Origin of the sequence: Flavobacterium sp., assembly GCF_052437795.1 — a bacterium.
Lineage (GTDB): Bacteria > Bacteroidota > Bacteroidia > Flavobacteriales > Flavobacteriaceae > Flavobacterium.
In genome coordinates this window covers 82,576-101,299 of sequence record NZ_JBQVPA010000004.1, presented here as the reverse complement: position 1 = coordinate 101,299, position 18,724 = coordinate 82,576, and the positions used below count along the sequence as shown (strand labels likewise).

13 protein-coding genes are annotated in these 18,724 nt (G+C 46.0%); 4 read left to right on the top strand and 9 right to left on the bottom strand.

All coding sequences use genetic code 11. The features are described 5' to 3' along the window. Positions 1-49: 49 nt before the first annotated feature. The 4 genes from ACT6R0_RS13105 (at position 50) to ACT6R0_RS13090 (ending at position 6,042) form a co-directional block, all read left to right on the top strand. Complete coding sequence (locus ACT6R0_RS13105; RefSeq protein WP_444654411.1) at positions 50-496, top strand: DUF5606 family protein; 447 nt, start codon at positions 50-52, stop codon at positions 494-496. Between the two features lie 133 nt (positions 497-629). Further along, positions 630-1,403: a nucleoside triphosphate pyrophosphohydrolase gene (gene mazG / locus ACT6R0_RS13100; protein WP_444654412.1), complete on the top strand. Its 774-nt coding sequence runs from the start codon at positions 630-632 to the stop codon at positions 1,401-1,403. 7 nt (positions 1,404-1,410) lie between these two features. Further along, a complete protein-coding gene (locus tag ACT6R0_RS13095) occupies positions 1,411-2,526 on the top strand; it encodes a hypothetical protein (protein ID WP_444654414.1) in 1,116 nt (371 codons plus the stop codon). A gap of 252 nt (positions 2,527-2,778) precedes the next feature. Further along, positions 2,779-6,042: an Ig-like domain-containing protein gene (locus ACT6R0_RS13090; RefSeq protein WP_444654416.1), complete on the top strand. Its 3,264-nt coding sequence runs from the start codon at positions 2,779-2,781 to the stop codon at positions 6,040-6,042. 211 nt (positions 6,043-6,253) lie between these two features. Here the strand turns inward: ACT6R0_RS13090 and ACT6R0_RS13085 are convergent, their stop codons facing one another. The 9 genes from ACT6R0_RS13085 to ACT6R0_RS13045 all read right to left on the bottom strand — a co-directional run bounded on the left by ACT6R0_RS13085 (position 6,254) and on the right by ACT6R0_RS13045 (position 18,614). Next, the gene (locus ACT6R0_RS13085; protein ID WP_444654417.1) at positions 6,254-8,425 is read right to left on the bottom strand and encodes a DUF349 domain-containing protein; all 2,172 of its coding nucleotides are present in this window, start codon (positions 8,423-8,425) and stop codon (positions 6,254-6,256) included. A gap of 143 nt (positions 8,426-8,568) precedes the next feature. Beyond that, entirely contained in the window at positions 8,569-9,315 is a 747-nt protein-coding gene (locus tag ACT6R0_RS13080) for a shikimate dehydrogenase family protein (protein WP_444654519.1), read from the bottom strand. Positions 9,316-9,514: 199 nt separating this feature from the next. Beyond that, complete coding sequence (locus ACT6R0_RS13075; protein ID WP_444654418.1) at positions 9,515-10,915, bottom strand: tetratricopeptide repeat protein; 1,401 nt, start codon at positions 10,913-10,915, stop codon at positions 9,515-9,517. A 107-nt stretch (positions 10,916-11,022) separates the two neighbouring features. Then, positions 11,023-12,210 (bottom strand): aspartate aminotransferase family protein, encoded by a 1,188-nt coding sequence (locus ACT6R0_RS13070; RefSeq protein WP_444654419.1) that lies wholly within the window; start codon positions 12,208-12,210, stop codon positions 11,023-11,025. A gap of 24 nt (positions 12,211-12,234) precedes the next feature. Then, on the bottom strand, positions 12,235-13,971 hold the full coding sequence (locus ACT6R0_RS13065; RefSeq protein WP_444654421.1) for an OstA-like protein: 1,737 nt from the start codon (positions 13,969-13,971) through the stop codon (positions 12,235-12,237). A 143-nt stretch (positions 13,972-14,114) separates the two neighbouring features. Then, the gene (locus ACT6R0_RS13060; protein WP_444654422.1) at positions 14,115-15,386 is read right to left on the bottom strand and encodes an adenylosuccinate synthase; all 1,272 of its coding nucleotides are present in this window, start codon (positions 15,384-15,386) and stop codon (positions 14,115-14,117) included. Positions 15,387-15,448: 62 nt separating this feature from the next. Beyond that, positions 15,449-15,940 (bottom strand): Fur family transcriptional regulator, encoded by a 492-nt coding sequence (locus ACT6R0_RS13055; protein WP_444654423.1) that lies wholly within the window; start codon positions 15,938-15,940, stop codon positions 15,449-15,451. Positions 15,941-16,008: 68 nt separating this feature from the next. Continuing rightward, complete coding sequence (locus ACT6R0_RS13050) at positions 16,009-16,389, bottom strand: hypothetical protein (protein WP_444654424.1); 381 nt, start codon at positions 16,387-16,389, stop codon at positions 16,009-16,011. Between the two features lie 2 nt (positions 16,390-16,391). Next, on the bottom strand, positions 16,392-18,614 hold the full coding sequence (locus tag ACT6R0_RS13045; RefSeq protein WP_444654426.1) for a RelA/SpoT family protein: 2,223 nt from the start codon (positions 18,612-18,614) through the stop codon (positions 16,392-16,394). Positions 18,615-18,724: the final 110 nt, after the last annotated feature.

Genomic DNA, 18,724 nt, shown 5'->3' with positions numbered 1-18,724 from the left:
GTTTTTAAAACCAAAGATCGCATATTTGCCATCCTTAAAAAAATGAACAATGAGTGTTGAAAAAATATTAGCCATATCAGGCAAGCCGGGACTATACGAATTGAAAGTGCAAACGCGTACAGGCTTTGTAGCCGAATCGCTGATCGACGGTAAGAAAATGACCGTGGGTATGAGGAGCAACGTAAGTCTTCTTTCTGAAATATCTGTGTATACTTATGACGGCGAGATCAAGCTTTCTGAAGTGTTCCGTGCCATTGCCGAAAAAGAGGACAACGGCCCCGCGCTTTCGCATAAAGAAGACAATGCCAAACTGGAGACGTATTTCCGTGAGGTGCTTCCTGAATTTGATGAGGACAGGGTTTACGCATCTGACATCAAAAAGATCCTTAACTGGTACAACATGCTTCAGGCAAAAGGCCTGGTAAGCAAAGAAAAGCCTGCTGCCCCGGCACAAGCGGAAGCTGCACCTGCCGAAGAGGTAAAAGCTGAAGAATAATTCATCTTACTTATATAATTAATTCATCCTGCTTTTTGGAAACAAAAGGCAGGATTTTTTATTTTGAGTTTTTTGATTTCCCGGAGGGAATATATTTCGGTAGCTATTTGTAATTTTACCCAAAATTCTTACCATGAACACACGCCAGCAACAGCTCGATGCCTTTAACAGGCTTCTTGACATAATGGACAATCTCCGCGACAAGTGCCCGTGGGACAAAAAGCAGACACTGCAAAGCCTCCGCCACCTCACCATTGAGGAAACCTACGAGCTGGGCGATGCCATCCTGGACAACGACCTGCAGGAGATAAAGAAAGAGCTGGGCGACATACTGCTGCACATTGTTTTTTATGCAAAAATTGGCAGCGAGACCGGCGATTTTGACATTGCCGATGTAGCCAATGAGATTTGCGACAAGCTCATCCACCGCCACCCGCACATTTACGGCGATGTGGTTGTGGAGGACGAAGAACAGGTAAAGCAAAACTGGGAAAAGCTGAAGCTGAAGGAAGGCAAGAAGTCGGTGTTAGAGGGCGTGCCGAAAAGCCTGCCGGCACTGGTAAAGGCAAGCCGCATACAGGACAAAGCAAAGGGAGTTGGCTTTGACTGGGAAGAGCCTGAGCAGGTGTGGGAAAAAGTGCAGGAAGAACTTCAGGAGTTTAAGGATGAGGTAGAAAATGGGGATGCCGAAAAGATCGAGTCGGAGTTTGGCGATGTACTGTTCTCAATGATCAACTATGCGCGTTTCCTCAACATTAACCCCGAAGATGCGTTGGAACGTACCAACAAAAAGTTCATCAAGCGCTTTACATATCTTGAAAGCAAGGCAGGTGAGATGGGGAGATCACTCGCCGACATGACCCTGGCCGAGATGGATGTGTTTTGGAATGAAGCTAAAAAGTTATAGAGCCCAGATGAATAAAGTCCTATTGATGCTGTTGTGTACATTTACAGCATTCGCGCAAAAGATACCCGTTGCCGACCTGCAGATAAAACTTAATCCCGGAGCAACCGAAGAACTCATGTATGGTTTTGCCGATGGCGACAGGATCATCTTTACCATAGAAGCTGATGGCAGCGCCATAAGCGAAGCTGCGGTAACCGAATATCCTGCCGCCCTGAAGTATAAAGGCCAAAACGTAAAAGAAGAGAAAAAGGAATTTACCGTTCAGGGCAATTCGGTATACGTGTTTAAGTTTGTGAATACCACAAAAGGCAAGCGGAACTGCCGTGTAACCATACAGCGTGTGCCGAAGCGATCGGAAACTAAGAACTTCAATACAGCGGTAAAATGGATAAAGGTGCAGGACACGTTGTGGACATCAGTTACAAAAGACGTTGTCGTGGGCTACGACACACTGCATAGACAGAAAACCCGTCGTGTCATCGCTTCTGAAAAAAAGTATGAGGAAATGGTATTCGACAAAAGCCAGCGGGTTAACGCCAAGAGCAGTTTTAAGGGAACAAGGTCGGGCCTCAGCTTTTCACTTCCGGCAAATACAGTAAGTAAAGACGAGACCAAAAAAGTAGTTGCCTGGGCCTATTGGGTGGGTGTAGGCGAGGAGAGCAACGAATTCTGGAAGCAGAACCGCAAACTCATTACCGGTGCGGTGCAAGGGGCAGTATCCTATTTTACTTCGCCTTTGGGTGGAATAGCAGCCGGAGCGATAACCAACCTGATGCTGCCTGTAAATGGGGAGGATGTGGAGTATGCATTGGTAAATGACCAGAATTATAAGCTGTTCCTTGAAGAGAAAGCTTACAGGTCATTTGATAATGGCAAAGGCATTGCGGGTTATAAGCGTGTTACTGATGCCGATAAGCTCCAGGGCAAGTTCAATATCGCACTTGCGAATGATAACCTTATGCAGCCCGTTGATGTAAATGTAAAAGTGTCAGTGATCATTGAGCATATCAAATACAAAGACGAAAAATATACAGATAAGACTATCACACCCCGCTACGGAAAAAAGATAGTTCGAGAACCCTCTGTAGTAGTTAAGGAAATAGCTGTTCCAGTGGGTAAATAACAATCGTTTGCCATTTTGTGAAAACACAAGCCTCCTATTAATACAGGAGGTTTTTTTGTTGCTGGTTTCCAGTATTTTGTAACGTAATTTTAACATATTTACATAATTGCGTTGGTTAACTTGATACGATATAAGTTATATTCATCAAAAACAGGAATTTTATTAATTATATGTAAAATTCATGACTGTTTTGTTAATTGGTTAGTTAATAGCTACCTTCAAATTATAATCAACCAATTAAAAAATACCTGCATGAAAAAAAAATTACTACGATCATTTGCTCTGTTTGGTGCGGTTTTATGGACAGGTCTGGCAGAAGCCCAAACGTATGAACACCTTCAGGTAGCATCCGGTTTCTCTGCCGATGTGATCGCCAACGGATCCGGTTCGGCGTTAAGTTCAACCACCGCGGCGGTCGATGCTGCCAATTATAACTTCATGGCCAACAATTTCCAGCCTACAGCGGCTGCTCCACCGGCCTATGCGCTTCCGGCAAGTGGGCTGATTACCTCTATGGTAAACAATGCCATTACCTACCAGCTTGGCTCTTTGACAGGTAACAACGCCTTACAGGTGAGCGCGCAAAATGGTACGGGTACGATTTCATTTTCCAACGCTGTAATAGCATCACGGCTGTATGTAATAGCAACAACGGGAAGCGGCGATGCTACCGTATCAGCTACAGTACACTTTTCTGATGCTTCAACTCAGGTAATTCCAGACGTGTTTGTACCCGATTGGTTCAACAGCAATGCGCAGCCCATAGCCGCGTGGGGATTTGGTCGTGTTCTCCGTACTACCAGTGCACTTGAAAATCCCGAGAACAACCCGAGGCTCTACCAGTTGGTGCTAAACATCCTTCCGGAAAACCAGTTAAAGACCGTTACAGGCATCCAGTTTACAAAAACATCATCTGCGGCAGGAATAGTCAACGTTTTTGCAGCAACCGCCGAACTTACAGGCGCATGCCCTTCGCCCGGAAGCCTCACAGCTGTTGCAACTGCCGATGCGGCAACATTGTCCTGGACACCGGCAATTATAGTACCATCAGGAGGTTATGATTACTATTATTCAACCAGCAATACCCCGCCTACAGCAAGCACGGTACCAAGCGGCAATGTGGGTCCGGGGATAAATACGGTCTCACTGTCCTCGCTCAATACGGGCCTCCAGCATTATGCCTGGGTAAGGTCGCATTGCGGCGATACCGATAACGGCCCGTGGGTAATGGTCACTTTCACGCCCGGTCAAATTTCGGGGACCTATACTTCAGGCGATATCTCTACACTTTATGTCGTTGATGAACCAACAACTACTACAGCTACTACTTGTCCCGGCACCCTTACTATTAATGTACCGGCGGGATACCAAATAGCTTCGGTTGCCACTTCATACACCATGACCACGGCTTCCAATGGCTGGATGAGCGAGCAGCGCTCCGTTTTGCGCTGCCTGACCACCAACACGGGCGAGGCGGGAGTATCTTCAGGTACTGGCAACGGGGGCACTATGGCCTATAACCGTACGGGGCTTACATTTGCTAATGGCGCGACAGGCGCAGTGCAATTCGAATTGAGGGCATGGCGCACTTATGGTGGTTCGGGATGTACTACCGGCTATAATAAGGTTAATAATAACAGCTGGACCGTTACAGTAACTTATGCGCCACTCAACTGTACGCCTCCTGCAGTACCAACGGCTTCTGCGCAGGCATTTTGCCAGGGCAGCACTCTGAGCAGCCTAACTGCAACAGGTGCGGCCGGTGCTACTTTTAACTGGTATGCAGCTTCAACGGGAGGTACAGCTTTAACGGGCACAACAGTGCTAACTGCTACTACCTATTATGTATCGCAAGTAGTGTCAGGTTGCGAAAGTGCCAGGACCCCGGTTGTGGTTACGATCAATACTACAGCGGTACCAACGGCAACAGCACAAAGCTTCTGCCCGGGCTCTACGGTAGCTAACCTTATCGTTAATGGGGTCGCGGGAGCTGAGTTCAACTGGTATGCGGGAGCGACAGGTGGAACAGAACTTGCCGGAACAGCAGTACTTACTGCGACAACTTATTATGTTTCGCAAACCGTGTCAGGATGTGAAAGTGCCAGGACCGCAGTTGCGGTTACGATCAATACAGTTGCGGCGCCTACAGCATCGGCGCAAAGCTTCTGTCCGGGTGCAACGGTAGCTAACCTCACTGCTTCAGGTAGTGCCGGAGCAGAACTTAACTGGTATGCAGGTGCTACAGGCGGAAGCGAACTGCAAGGCACGGCAACACTTACTGCTGCAACTTATTATGTATCGCAAACAGTGTCAGGGTGCGAAAGTGCCCGCACACCGGTTGCTGTTACAATAACAATATTGGCTGCACCAACCGCTGCCGATCAGGTATTCTGTGTAAGTGGTACAGTTGCAGGACTTACGGCTTCGGGTGTGCCAACAGCGCAGATCAACTGGTATAATGTAGCTAATGGTGGTACGGCATTGGCTGGTTCGACCCCTCTTACAGAAGGTACTTACTATGTATCTCAATCGCTTAATGGGTGCGAAAGCCAAAGGGAAAGCGTGGATGTAACTATTACTGTTACACCTGTTCCGGACATCGAGAATGAAGCTATGGGTTGTTATGGCATTACTGTAAATGATGCTACAGGCGGTTTAGATATGTTCAATGTATATGCCAATGAAACTGGCGGTACTGAGCTGGCCGGCAGTTATGTATTTACGAGCGGTACATATTATGTATCGCAGACTATCAGTGGCTGCGAAAGTGACAGGATCCCTATTATTGTTACTATAATTGAGCTCGACGAGCCGATGATACTACTTGACCAGGAGTTTTGCTCCGGGGCTACTTTAGCAGACATAGAAGTTGATCACAATGAAGGTGCTGAAGTTACCTGGAGTGCTTCAGTAGGGGGTAGTGCACTACCCACATCAACTCCTCTTGTAAATGGCACAACATACTATGTATCGCAACACATGGAAGAGTGTGAAAGCCCCGCAGTTCCATATACTGCCCTGATGCACGCAACGCCGGATACACCGGACGGATCGCCTTTACAGGATTTCACGGCAGGAGAGACTATAGCATCGCTCGAAGTAAATACTGAAGCCGGCGCTACTGTAACATGGTATGCTTTAGACGGAACGACTTATGAAGTCATAACACCAAATACAGTGCTGGAGGATGGTGCTACCTATTACTGCTCACAATGGATCGATGGCTGCGAAAGCGAGCTGTTCGCTGTAGAAGTGAACGAAGTGCTTTCCGCGCCGGGATTTGAGTTGAAGAACCTTATGGTTTATCCTAATCCTGCAACAGACATACTTACCATTTCCAATGATAATGTAATAAACAGGATAACCGTAACTAACCTGATCGGGCAAACTGTTCTTGCTACAGCAGGCGGCGGCAACGAATTGAAAGTTAACCTTTCCGAATTGCAGCAGGGTACCTACATCCTTAATGTGTATACAGAAAAAGGCTCAGCAGCCTTAAAGATAGCGAAGCAATAGTTAGTTTCCGCTACATGTGTGGTCCCCAAAGGTGTAATGCCTTTGGGGATTTTTTATTTTGTATTGAATATCCCCCTTTGCAAACTTCTGTGCGTGCAGCGCTACTGCTATTGCCGCACTTAAATACCGTTTTCATTAATGCAATGGTTATTTTCAACCTTTAACGCCGTCTCATGGCAAAAAAGATCCCGCCGGAGCGGGATCTCATTATTTATTCACTTTTCATTCTTCTTATCTGCTTTAGCTTGTCCTTCCAGCTGGCAAGGTCTTCTTTGTGGCGATCAATGTTCTTGCGCACCTCTTTTACCAGTGGATTGTCCCCTTTGGCATTAGAGAAGAATTGTATATTGTTTTCCAACTGGAATATCTCAGCCTGTATCTCATCGATCTTGCGCATTATGAACAGTTGCTCATTTTCCAGCCTGCGGCTGTCGTCACCTTCAGACATTTGCTCGAGACGGTTGGTAAATCGCACCATGTCAGTTTCTTTCTTAGACAGGCTCAGCTTTTCAAACAGTACATCAAGTATCTTATTGAATTTACCCTCAATGTGCCTCCTGGCCTGTGGAACACGGCCCATCGCTTTCCAGTTCTCAATATGTTTTTTGATGGCATCCAGATCGGTCTTGTGGTCGCCTGTCAGCTCAAAATCCTTCATGCTGTCCAGGTATTCCTTTTTCTTGTCGAAAGCCTCGATCTCATCCTTATTGGCCTCGTTGCGGTTTGCGTGAAGCCTGTCGAAATAGTGGTTACAAGCCCCTTTGAAGTCTTTCCATACAGAATCTGAATACTTCCGTGGCACATGTCCAATGGTTTTCCATTCTTCCTGTATTTGCTTCATTACCTGGGTCGTGGTTTCAAAATCCTCGCTTTCTTTTAGCGAATTGGCTTTTTCTACCAGTGCCAGCTTACGGTTCAGATTGTCCTGCTGGTCTTTTTTAATGTCTTTATAGAAAGAGTTCTTAACCGAGTTGAAGTTCCTTACCGCGTTCTTGAAGGCCGCCCAGGTATCTTCGTTCACCTCGATAGGCACTTTACCAGCCTTGAAGAATTGCTCCCTCAATGCCTCGATACGGTCTATTTGTCCCTGCCATGCATTGTGTGCCGATATTTTTTCGGCAGCAATGGCATCTATTTGCGCTATTATATCTCTCTTGGCCGCAAGGTTCTGCTCTTCCAATTCGCGGCTTTTGACCTGAAGTGCCTCACGCTTGTCATGAAGCTGCTTGGTTAGCTCGCTGAAACGGTTCCATATCTCCTCACGGTGTTCGCGCGATACAGGCCCTATTTCTTCTTTCCACATTTTGTGCAGCCCCTGCAATTCACGGAAGGCTTTGTTGATATCTTCTTCCTTAACCAGTTCCTCAACACGGGCAACGATCTTTTGCTTTTGCTCAAGGTTGTGCTTAAAGTCCATGTCGCGTGCCTCCCTGTCAAGGTGCAGGTGGTCATAAAAACGCTCTATGTGGAAGTGGAAGTTGTTCCAAACGTGGTTGTACTTGTCACGCGGTATCGGCCCGGCATTTTTCCAGCGCTCTCTAAGCTCGTTGATATGCTTAAGCGCATCTTTCATATTTTCACCCCCATCGGCAAGGTTCTTCAGTTCCTCGATGATGGTAAGCCTGTTCTCAAGGTTGCCTTTCAGGTCGCCCTGCATTTTTTTGAATTGGGCACTTTTCCTGTCCCTGTATTGATTGAACAGGGCGTCGAATTTGCCCTTTAGGGGGAAATGATATTCAAATTCCGAGGTGTCGCCATTATTTTCATGGCTGTGCTCGTCCTTCTTTTCTTCAATTAAATGATTGTATTTAGAATAAAAAGCCTTCCTTATCTCCTCTACGTGCTCTTTTACGGCCATCACTTTTTCATGGGCAACGGTACCTTCTAGTTCATCGTGAAGCTGCTCCATGCTCATAGCATCATAATCCTTCATAGGGATATCGTGCTTGCCTGCTGAGTCGTCCTCGCCTTCCTCGGCATTACTTTGCGAAATGGATTCCACAGCCGAGAGCGGCGCGGCAGTTTCAGCGGCAACTTCATCAATAGTATCAGCTTCGGCAACTAGCTCAGGGGTAACACTTTCATTGTCAGGTTCAGTAGTTTCGGCACTTGTATCCTCAGCAGGAATTCCCGCATCAATGTCATCTTCATTATCGGCTGATTCAGTGATCACTTCTTCTTCCGGCTCATCGGCTACTTTAGCAGCATCCAAAACTTCTTTTGGCGCGAATGGCAATTGTCCTTCGGTCTCGTGAACTACAGGGATATCATTACCATCAGCCGAGCCGTCTTCGGGTATCATGCCTTTGTCGAGCGTGCCATTCATTTCATTAAGCTCCTCTCCATCTGCGTTGTGCAGGTTATCATTCTTTTCTTCTAACATTGTATAAAATGCTTAGGGTTTAACAAGTTTACAGCCGAAAGATACTAAAGCCAGTTTAATATTCAAAGAAAAACATCAATTTATGACCTTTTATATAATGATTTTAAAAGATCAGTATGAAGTTCTTAATGATCAGGATACAATTACTTCTCATTCCATATCTTCCAGGCCTTTTCCGCCTGAAATACCAGCATCGCATAACCATTCTCCGTAGTGGCTCCATTCTCTTTGGCAAGGCGCAGGAATTTGGTGACAGTAGGGTTGTACACGAGGTCGAAGGCTATATGTCTCTTGGTAAAAAGGGTGTAGTCCAACGCCGGGCATGACTCTATCCCCGGGAATGTGCCCAGTGGCGTGGTATTGATGATGATCGTGTACTCGCTGAAGATCTCATTGTCCAGGTCTTCATATGAAAATATCGTTTCATCGCCATTGCGTGAAACGAAGTCATATTCGATCTTCATTTTCCGAAGTGCATAGGCAACTGCTTTCGATGCCCCTCCCGTACCTAATATCAGCGCTTTTGTATGATCGGTGTTAAGTAGCGGCTCCAATGCTTTCCGGAAACCATAATGGTCGGTATTATATCCTTTCAGCTTTCCGTCCCTGGATATTTTGACGGTATTTACAGCACCGATTATCTTTGCGGTACCTGAAAGCGAATCCAGCAGCGGTATTACCTCTTCTTTGTAGGGAATGGTCACATTAAGACCCTTGAGCTTTGGGGTGTTTTTTACTATTTCCGGCAGCTCGCTAATGTACTTAATGTCAAAATTGGTATAAACACAATTCTTCAGTTTTTCCTTTTCTGAAAATTTCTTATTGAAATACCCTGCAGAAAAGGAGTAGCTTATGTTCCGGCCCACGAGTCCGTATATTTTTGCTTTGATCTTCACAGTTTGGTCCAGTTAATTTTAAAGACATAAAGATCGCCTATTACTCCGGTTACTGACAAAATACAAATGTTATCTTTTAAATAATTTTTTGACAGGGCTTTACTCCGGAATATAAGAAATGCACCTCTTTAATGGTTATAAAAAAACCGGCAGGGCGTTAGCCGATGCCGGGATAATACATAAACTAAATGCGTTATTTTCTTTTTTTATGTTTTGCTATCTCATCCTGAACGACATCCGAATACCAGATCGACGGGAAGAATTCTTCAATAAGCGTATTGTTCTTGAAGTTCAGCCTTAACCCGTTGCTCAGGTGGAAAATGGCCTTGTCCGACTCCTGCTGCATGAAGTATAATCCGGCAAGGCGGTACTCGATCTCAAACTCCTCAGGGAAATATTCGCACGCCTGCAGCAATGTAATGATGGCGGTATCATATTCGCCAAGGGTTATAAGGCTGTCGGTCCAAAAAAGCCATGTGTCAAGCTGGTAATCGCCAAACTCTACTGCCTTGCGATAGCCTTCTTCGGCTTCTTCATGAAAGCCCAGCGCCCTGTTGATAACGGCATAGCGTTTCCAGTACAGCTTGTTCTCGTTATCAATACCGTTAGCTTTATTCACGTAATACAGCGCTTTTTGGAAATTCTTCCTGCGGATGTAAAAGTCGGTGATCGCGATCCATGCCTTATCCAATAGCGGGTCTTCGTGCACTGTCCTCAGGTAAAACTTTAATGCCTTTTCATGGTTGCCCAGGCGCTCATAGCATTTACCCACGCGTAATAATGCGTAGGAGGTAGGGTCGTCCAGTTCCATCGTGATGTTGTAGCACTCAATAGCATCCTCATGACGTTTCAGCCTTTCCAGTGTCTTGGCCTTCTCAAGGAAAGCTCCCAGAAAGCTGTCATCTATCAGGGTCGCATAATCAAATGCGCGCAATGCCTGCTCATACTCCTTGATGGCATAATACTGCCTGCCCAACTGGTGCCACGCTACCTCACTGTAAGGGTTCTTATCTATAAAGCCGTTAAGGAAATCAATGGCTTCAAGATTTTGGTCCAAAAAATCGAAGCAGTATACAACATTATATAATGCCGAATGGTCTTCGGTATCTTCCTCAAGGCATTTAATGAAGTTATCCCTTGCCAGCTCGAGGTTGTCCATAAAAAGATACTCCATACCTATAAGCGAATATACATCGGCATAATCATCGGTATATTTCAGGGCTACCTGCAGTAGCTCAACTGCTTTTTCATGATCGTCCCTTTTACTGTAAATGTTGGCCTTCTGGATGTATATTTCCTCATTAGTAGGCTCAATGGCATATAGATCGTTCAATAAGCGCTCTGCGAGTTCGAGCTTGTCATCAAAAACTAAAATTTCAACCTGTACTAATTTTAAGCCTGTGGACTTGGGATGCTGTTCCAAGCCGAGTTTTAAGGCCTTTTTAGCTAAATTTATTTTTCCGGAGTCAAGGTAGTGAAGAATGATGTCCTCAAACTCTTCGGAGTCAAAGAAGAATACTTTGTTGGTCTTCAACATCGATTCAAACTTTGATAAGGATAAACTGTGATCTTCTTCTTCGTGGCTCAAATTCATGCTCCTATAGTTTAAAATATCCTTTTTAAAGTTACGAATAGTTCTGCAAAAAAGGAATTTATTATGTTTTCTTTTGAACAATTTAATTAACAAACAATTGTCAAAATTTATTGTTCAGCAGCTATTTCATTCATAACTTCAATAATAATGCCACAGCCCTTAATTATTTCTTCTTCCGATATGGTTAGCGGCGGAGTGATCCGTATCGCTGTTACTTCAAACAGCAGCCAAAATAAAATAAGCCCTTTTTCCTGGCAGCGCAATATCACTTTATCAGTTATAGCGGCGCTTTCGGTCATAGCAGCAAGCATTAGCCCTTCTCCACGCACCTCTTTTATCAACGGATGAACGAGCAGCTTGCGGAACAGCTTTTCTTTTTCGAGTGCCTGCGCCATTATGTCAGTTTCGGTTATTTCCTGCAAAGTTGCCAAACAGGCCGCCGCGATCACAGGATGACCTCCAAATGTTGTTATATGCCCCAGTTTCGGGTCGTGGCTTAGCAGGTCCATCATCCCTGCAGAGGCTGTAAATGCCCCAACAGGCATACCGCCGCCCATGCCTTTGCCCATCACAACAACATCCGGCACCACATCATAATTCTGGAAACCGAACAGCTTTCCCGTACGGCCAAAGCCCGGCTGTATCTCATCCAGTATCATCAGTGCGCCCACTTCGTCGCAGCGTTGCCTCACTTTTTTAAGGAAATCGTTCTCCGGCTGTATGAAGCCCGCACCGCCCTGTATCGTTTCGAGAATAATGCCCGCAGTTTTAGTGGTTATCTTTTGCAGGTCCTCTTCATTGTTAAAGGTAATGAAATCCACATCCGGGATCAGCGGGCGGAAGATCTGCTTTCGCTCCTCAAAGCCCATTACGCTCATTGATCCCATTGTGTTGCCGTGGTAAGCTTTAAAGCATGATATAAGCTGGCTCCTTCCGGTTACCCTGCGTGCCAGCTTCAGTGCGCCCTCGGTGGCCTCCGTGCCCGAATTCACCAGGTAGGTCTTGCTCAGCTTTTCGGGCATGTGTTCTGCCAAAATCCGGCAGAATTCCGTTGCCGGGTGCTGGGCATATTCGCCATACACCATCACGTGCGAATATTTGTTCAGCTGATCGATTATGGCCTTGTTCACCCGTTCATGCTGATGGCCGAGGCTTGCCGCAGAAACCCCTGCAACAAAGTCGAGGTAGGCTTTGCCTTTAGTATCATATATATAGCTTCCTTTGGCGTGAGAAACTTCCATTCCCAACGGGTAAGGGGAGGTCTGCGCCTGATATTTATAAAAATCTTCAATCATGGTCCTTGTGATCTGTAATGTGCCTTACGGCTTCTTTTTTGGCTTTGGCTTCAGGCCTGTAGTTTTCTCAGCAGGCATAACCGGTTTCTTTTGCGGCGCCGTGGCAGGTGGTTCGGTTTTTTGGGCCGCCGGCTTTGGCAATGGGTTGTTCTTGTCATAGTTCAGCGTTTCCGGCAATGGCTGTAAAGGGGTATCTTCCTTTTCTTTGTCCTTATCGCTTTTCTCGACTATCTTGTCATGTATTTCCTGCTCTTCCGGCGGAAATATATCATCTTTGCTTTTAATGATCTCCTCGCCCCGCCATTCAAACCCACGCAGTTTCCGCACGTTTTCAGGCAGTTCCGAGTCAGGATAGGAGTCACTCTCAATATTGGTATACGATGTTACCGCTACTATCTCGTTATTCTCAATGTCAAGGTGTATCTTGCTGCTCAGGCCTTTATCGATACCTACCAGCGCATCGTCATCATCATACATGTAATATATCTTCTCGGTGTTCTTTATCAGGTCGACTTCCGAAAGCTTATTGTCTTTAAACTTACCATAAAGGTTTGCGCCCTTCAACTGGTTGTAGCCTTTGCCCAGCGTATCCTTTTGGATGATAAAGGCATTGTTGAGGACTTTGATCGAATCCAGCTTTTCAGTCGCCGCATTCGATATCAGGTGGATCACATCGCCGGTGATCTGGTTCTGCCCATTAAAAATTACCGGCCTGCGTATCAGCTGTGTCAGCCCCGTTGCCTCGTTAGAATGTATCGAATCGCACTTGCCGTTCATGTCGATCTTGTAAAAACGTGCATTATTGTACCCACGGACTACTCTCTGGCCTTTCTTCCCGGTAATGATCATTCGCTTTGCGTGTGTGTAAAGCGTATCGTTCTCCACTACCGTCGCCACAAGCGCACGTTTTGTCAGCATGGTCGAGTCTTTCGCACGGTATACTTCTGCGTAATGCCCCGTGCCTTTAAACTTGTTAACGGTATCAGTAACGCTCACGTTATTGGTAGCAGTGGCAAATTCTTTGTTTTGGTCATAAAACATCTCATCACCCCGTATTATCTGCGTGTCGTATTTTATGTAGGAGTTGGTGTAGAGCTTTGCCAGTCGTTTCCGAGTATCATAAAATCCTTTTTCGGTATAAATGAAATCGTCTTTGCTGGTAATGGTACTTGGCCCAAAAACATATGAGTGGCCGGAGTTGGTATAATAATCCAGGTTGTTCGACTTCAATACATATTTTGGGTTAGTAAGCGTTACAGCCGTCCTGAACTCATATTTTTTCTGCCCGATGATGTAGCGCCCCGATTTGCTTCTCAGCGTATTTTCCTTGTTGACGATGGTACCGTAACTGTTATAATACGCTTGTTGAATGGAACGGTCCAGGTTTATGGTGTCGGTGGTAAGGGTCATTTCAGGCGAGCGCATCACCACACCTCCGGTGGCATAGGCAAATTTCCTGTCACCGTTATATTCGGCATAACGGCTATCCATGAACAGTGAATCGCCCTGGTTCATTTTTACGTTGCCAAAAAGCTTTATGTAATTCTCATCGGTAAAATGGTAGGCCTTGTTGCAGGTTATCCTTACACCGTCATGAAATATCTGCACGTTGCCTGTAAGTACAACAGCGCCGGGCACTTCATTCTCGTTCCTTTCCGTAAAATCAGAGTTCTCAACGATGATCTGCTTTTTTTGCTGTGCGAACATCGATGTACCAACCAGTAAAGTGAGGCTTATGATAAAGAAAAACAGTTTTTTCAATGTCTGGGATTTTGAGGCAAATTTACGCAAATAATATAACAATAGCTGTGCCGTAATAAAACGCCGGAGTTATTATTTCATTGCGTAAAAACAAAAAGCCCGACAAATAAAATTGCCGGGCCTCATATGATTATATTTCTCTGTTACTTCATGATCGTCTGTGTCCTGTCAGGTCCAACAGAAACTACCTTTATAGGCACCTCAAGCTCTTTCTCGATAAATTCGATGTACGCTTTCAGTTCTGCAGGCAGCTCATCATAGGTGGTCATTCCGGTAAGGTCTGCCGCCCATCCCTTCATCTCAACAAACAGGGGAGATACGTTCTCCGGCTCAATGTTGTACGGCAGGTGATCTATCTTTTGGCCTTTATATTCATAAGCCGTGCATACTTTCAGTGTGTCAAACCCCGAAAGCACGTCGCCTTTCATCATGTACAATTGTGTAACACCATTTACCTGCACCGCATATTTCAGCGCCACAAGGTCCAGCCATCCGCAACGCCTCGCGCGCCCGGTCACCGACCCGAATTCGTTGCCCACGCGTGCCATGGTAGCGCCGTCCTCATCAAAAAGTTCAGTAGGGAAAGGGCCGCTTCCTACGCGTGTAGTGTAAGCTTTAAATATCCCGAAGACATCATTAACCTTATTCGGCGCAATGCCAAGCCCTGTACAGGCGCCTGCAGCGGTGGTGTTGGACGATGTTACGAATGGGTAGGTGCCAAAATCAATGTCCAGCAACGAACCCTGCGCGCCCTCGGCAAGTATCGTTTTACCTTCCTTCATTGCCTTGTTCAGGTATTCCTCGCTGTCAATAAATTTCAGTTTTTTTAGTTCCTCAACCGCGGCAAAGAATTCTGTCTCCAGTTCCTCAAGGTCATATTCCAGTGCTACGTCATAGAAGTTGATCATCGCCTGGTGCTTGTCGGCAAGTGTACGGTAGCGTTCTTTGAAATCGGCAAGCTCAATGTCGCCTACACGGATGCCGTTCCTGCCGGTCTTGTCCATATAAGTCGGGCCAATACCTTTCAGCGTCGAGCCTATCTTAGCCTTGCCTTTTGATGTTTCAGATGCCGCATCCAGCAGGCGGTGTGTCGGCAGTATCAGGTGGGCTTTGCGCGAGATAAAAAGCCTTGATTGAATGTCGATATTGAATTTCTCCAGGCCTTCCAGTTCTTTCTGGAAAACCACGGGGTCCATTACCACGCCATTGCCTATGATGTTAATGGAATTTTGGTGGAAAATACCCGATGGTATCGTTCTCAATACGTGCTTAATGCCGTCAAATTCCAAAGTGTGCCCTGCGTTCGGGCCGCCCTGGAAACGTGCGATGATATCGTATTTGGATGTAAGCACGTCAACGATCTTTCCCTTGCCTTCGTCGCCCCATTGTAGTCCAAGCAGCAAATCTACTGTCATTCTGTTAGTTGTTAGTTATGTTGTAGTTATTGTTTATTCGGTAAAAAAATAAAACCAATCCGTTAGGGTTGGTTTGTAGCCGCTGCAACTTCCGCATCGGTGATCACTTCGGGCGCAGGGGCCTTTCGGTGGCCGTAAAGGTATAAAGAATGGTTATGAATTTCAATACCAAAGATCTCCTCTATGGTTTTTTTGATCGACTGGATGCGCGGGTCGCAAAACTCGATCACCTCGCCCGTATCGGTCATGATGATGTGATCGTGCTGCTTGTCAAAGTACGATTTCTCGTAATGGCTCTGGTTCTGCCCGAACTGATGCCTGCGTACCAGGCCGCAATCCAATAGCAATTCTATCGTGTTGTAAAGCGTAGCACGGCTCACACGATAGTTCTTGTTCTTCATCTTTATGTACAGCGACTCAATGTCGAAATGCTCCTGGCTGTTGTATATCTCCTGTAGGATGGCGTAGCGCTCAGGCGTTTTCCTGTGGCCTTTATCCTCAAGGAATTTGGTAAAGACATTTTTTACAATGTCCTGGTTTTTATTATTTTCCATGATGTTGTGTCAATAACTGCAAAGATAATCTAATTTTCGGGAAGTGGAAAGGTTCTGCAGAAATGATGCTATCCTGCTTTAAAAACAATTTGTTGTGCAGAATCATTCCGGGAGGCTACGAATTGATCTTTAGTAAGAGAGTGAACCGTCCAGGTATTTGTTTTTACTTTACCACTTTCCTTCACGGTAATTATTTTCCTTTCAGTATTCAGCTTCCAGGTGCCTTCCCGGCTTGCGATAAAATCAAATGTATAGGTTTTATCTTCGCGGAATGATAATACCATCCCTTCCAGCATTTCACGTGTTTCGGCCTTTTTTTCTTCAGTGCTGTCGTTAATAATATCACTGAACACCCATTTTTTGCTGAGGTTCTTTTCATTTACTTCAATTTCCTGGCTGAAGCCAAAGTTGGCTATTGTCAGGATGAAGAGCAAGAGTAGTTTTTCCATGTTTAGTTATAGATCCTCGTCACCTTATCTATCCCGTCTATCTTTTTAATATTTTCGATCAGCTTTTTCAATATAGTATTGTTCTGCACCACCACCGTTAGCTGCCCGTTGAATATCCCCGCATTCCCGCTAAGAGATATGCTTTGGATGTTTACGCTCATAATGTTCGAAATCACTTTGGTAAGCTCGTTAGTTAAGCCGAGTGAGTCCATACCCGTGATCTTCAATGTAGCCTTGAACTCCTCCTGCGACGAGTCGATCCACTTCGCCTGGATGATGCGATAGGCATAGTTACTCTGCAGCCTGATAGCGTTAGGGCAGTCCCGTTTGTGTACTTTAATGCCTTCGTTTATTGTAACGAATCCAAATACATCATCTCCAGGGATAGGGTTACAGCAGTTGGCCAGCTTATAATCCAGCTTGTCTTCGTTTTTTCCAAACACAAGCAGGTCATAATTTCGGCTGATCTCTTCTTTTTGGACCTGTTCCTGTGGCAGGTTGGGTGAGCGCTTCATCTTACCTTTAAAGAAGTTCATGAACGTGTTGCTTTTCAGCGAGGCAAAGTCTTTCAATTGCTGGTTCTCGATTGTGCCCACCCCAACACGGTAAAACAGGTCTAGGCTGGTTTTCAGCTTAAAGAAGGAAACCAGTTCGTTTACGGTAGTCTCATTCAGCGTGATCTTCAGGTGGCGCATCTTGCGGGTAAGGAGTTCCTTACCGTCTTCGGCGATCTTCTTGGTATCCTCGTTCAGTACGTTCTTTATCTTGTTCTTGGCGCGGGCGGTTGTCACATAATCCAGCCAGTGCGAGTTGGGCTTCTGGTTTTGCGAGGTGATCACCTCCACCTGATCACCGCTGTTAAGTACATGGTTCAGGGGGACCAGCTTGCCATTTACCCTGGTTCCGCGCGTGCGTATCCCCACCTCGGAATGGATGCTGAAGGCAAAGTCAAGCGATGTCGCGCCCTTAGGTAGTGACTTGATCTCGCCCTTGGGGGTAAACACATAGATCTCCTTAGCATAGAGGTTCAGCTTAAAGTCTTCCACGAAATCCACTGCATTCGCCGCCGAATTTTCAAGTGCTTCCTTCAATAAATTGAGCCATGTCTCGAGCCCATGCTCTTCGTTCGCGCCGCCCTGCTTGTATTTGTAGTGGGCAGCATAGCCTTTTTCGGCCACCTCATCCATGCGTTCGCTACGCACCTGTATCTCTACCCATCGGCCTTTCGGTCCCATTACGGTAATGTGCAGCGCCTCATATCCGGTCGATTTTGGCGATGATATCCAGTCCCGCAGCCTGCTCGGGCTCGGTCGGTAATGGTCGGTCACTATGGAGTATATCTTCCATGCGAGGAACTTCTCATCGTGCTGGCTGTTCGATTTGTAAATGATGCGAAGTGCGAATTTATCATATACTTCGTCAAAGGTCACACCTTGTGCCAGCATTTTGCGGCGGATGGAGTAGATCGACTTCGGCCGTCCTTTAATGGTGTATTCTATGCCTTCAGCATCAAGTGAGGCTTTCAGCACGTCCGATATCGATTTGATATAAGCGTCCTGCTCTTCCTTACTTTCCTTCATGCGGCTCACGATGTCGTTGTACACCGCAGGCTCGGTATATTTCAGGCCAAGGTCTTCGAGTTGGGATTTGATGTTGTACAACCCCAAACGGTGGGCGAGGGGGGCGTAAATATACAGCGTTTCCGATGCGATCTTTGCCTGCTTGTAATCTGCCATCGATCCCATCGTCTGCATGTTGTGCAGCCTGTCGGCGATCTTTATCAGGATCACGCGCACATCGTCGTTCAGTGTCAGCAGCATCTTGCGGAAATTCTCCGCCTGCATCGATATTTCCTGGTCGGTCTTTACCTGCGCTATTTTGGTAAGACCCTCAACGATCTGCGCGATCTTTGGGTTAAACATTTTTGAGATGTCTTCTACGGTAATGTCCGTATCCTCCACCACATCGTGCAGCAGCGCCGAGGCAATGGATGTAGCACCAAGCCCGATCTCCGAAGCCACGATCTTGGCTACGGCAATGGGATGGAAGATATAGGCTTCACCCGATTTCCTCCGTTGGTCCTTGTGCGCGTCAACCGCAACATCAAATGCCTTTCGTATCAGCTTTTTATCATCTTCCGAAAGCGTTTGGTAACTGATGCGCAGCAGTTCTTTATATTCCTTGGCGATAGCCTTGTTTTCAAGTTCTATGTCTGTTTCTGTCATAATAGGGTAACAATAGCCTTAAATATAGTAAATATTTTGATGATTTGCAATGGGGAACGGAATATGGATCAAGATTTTTTAGGCGTGCCGCTCCACTGCGTTCCGCGTCG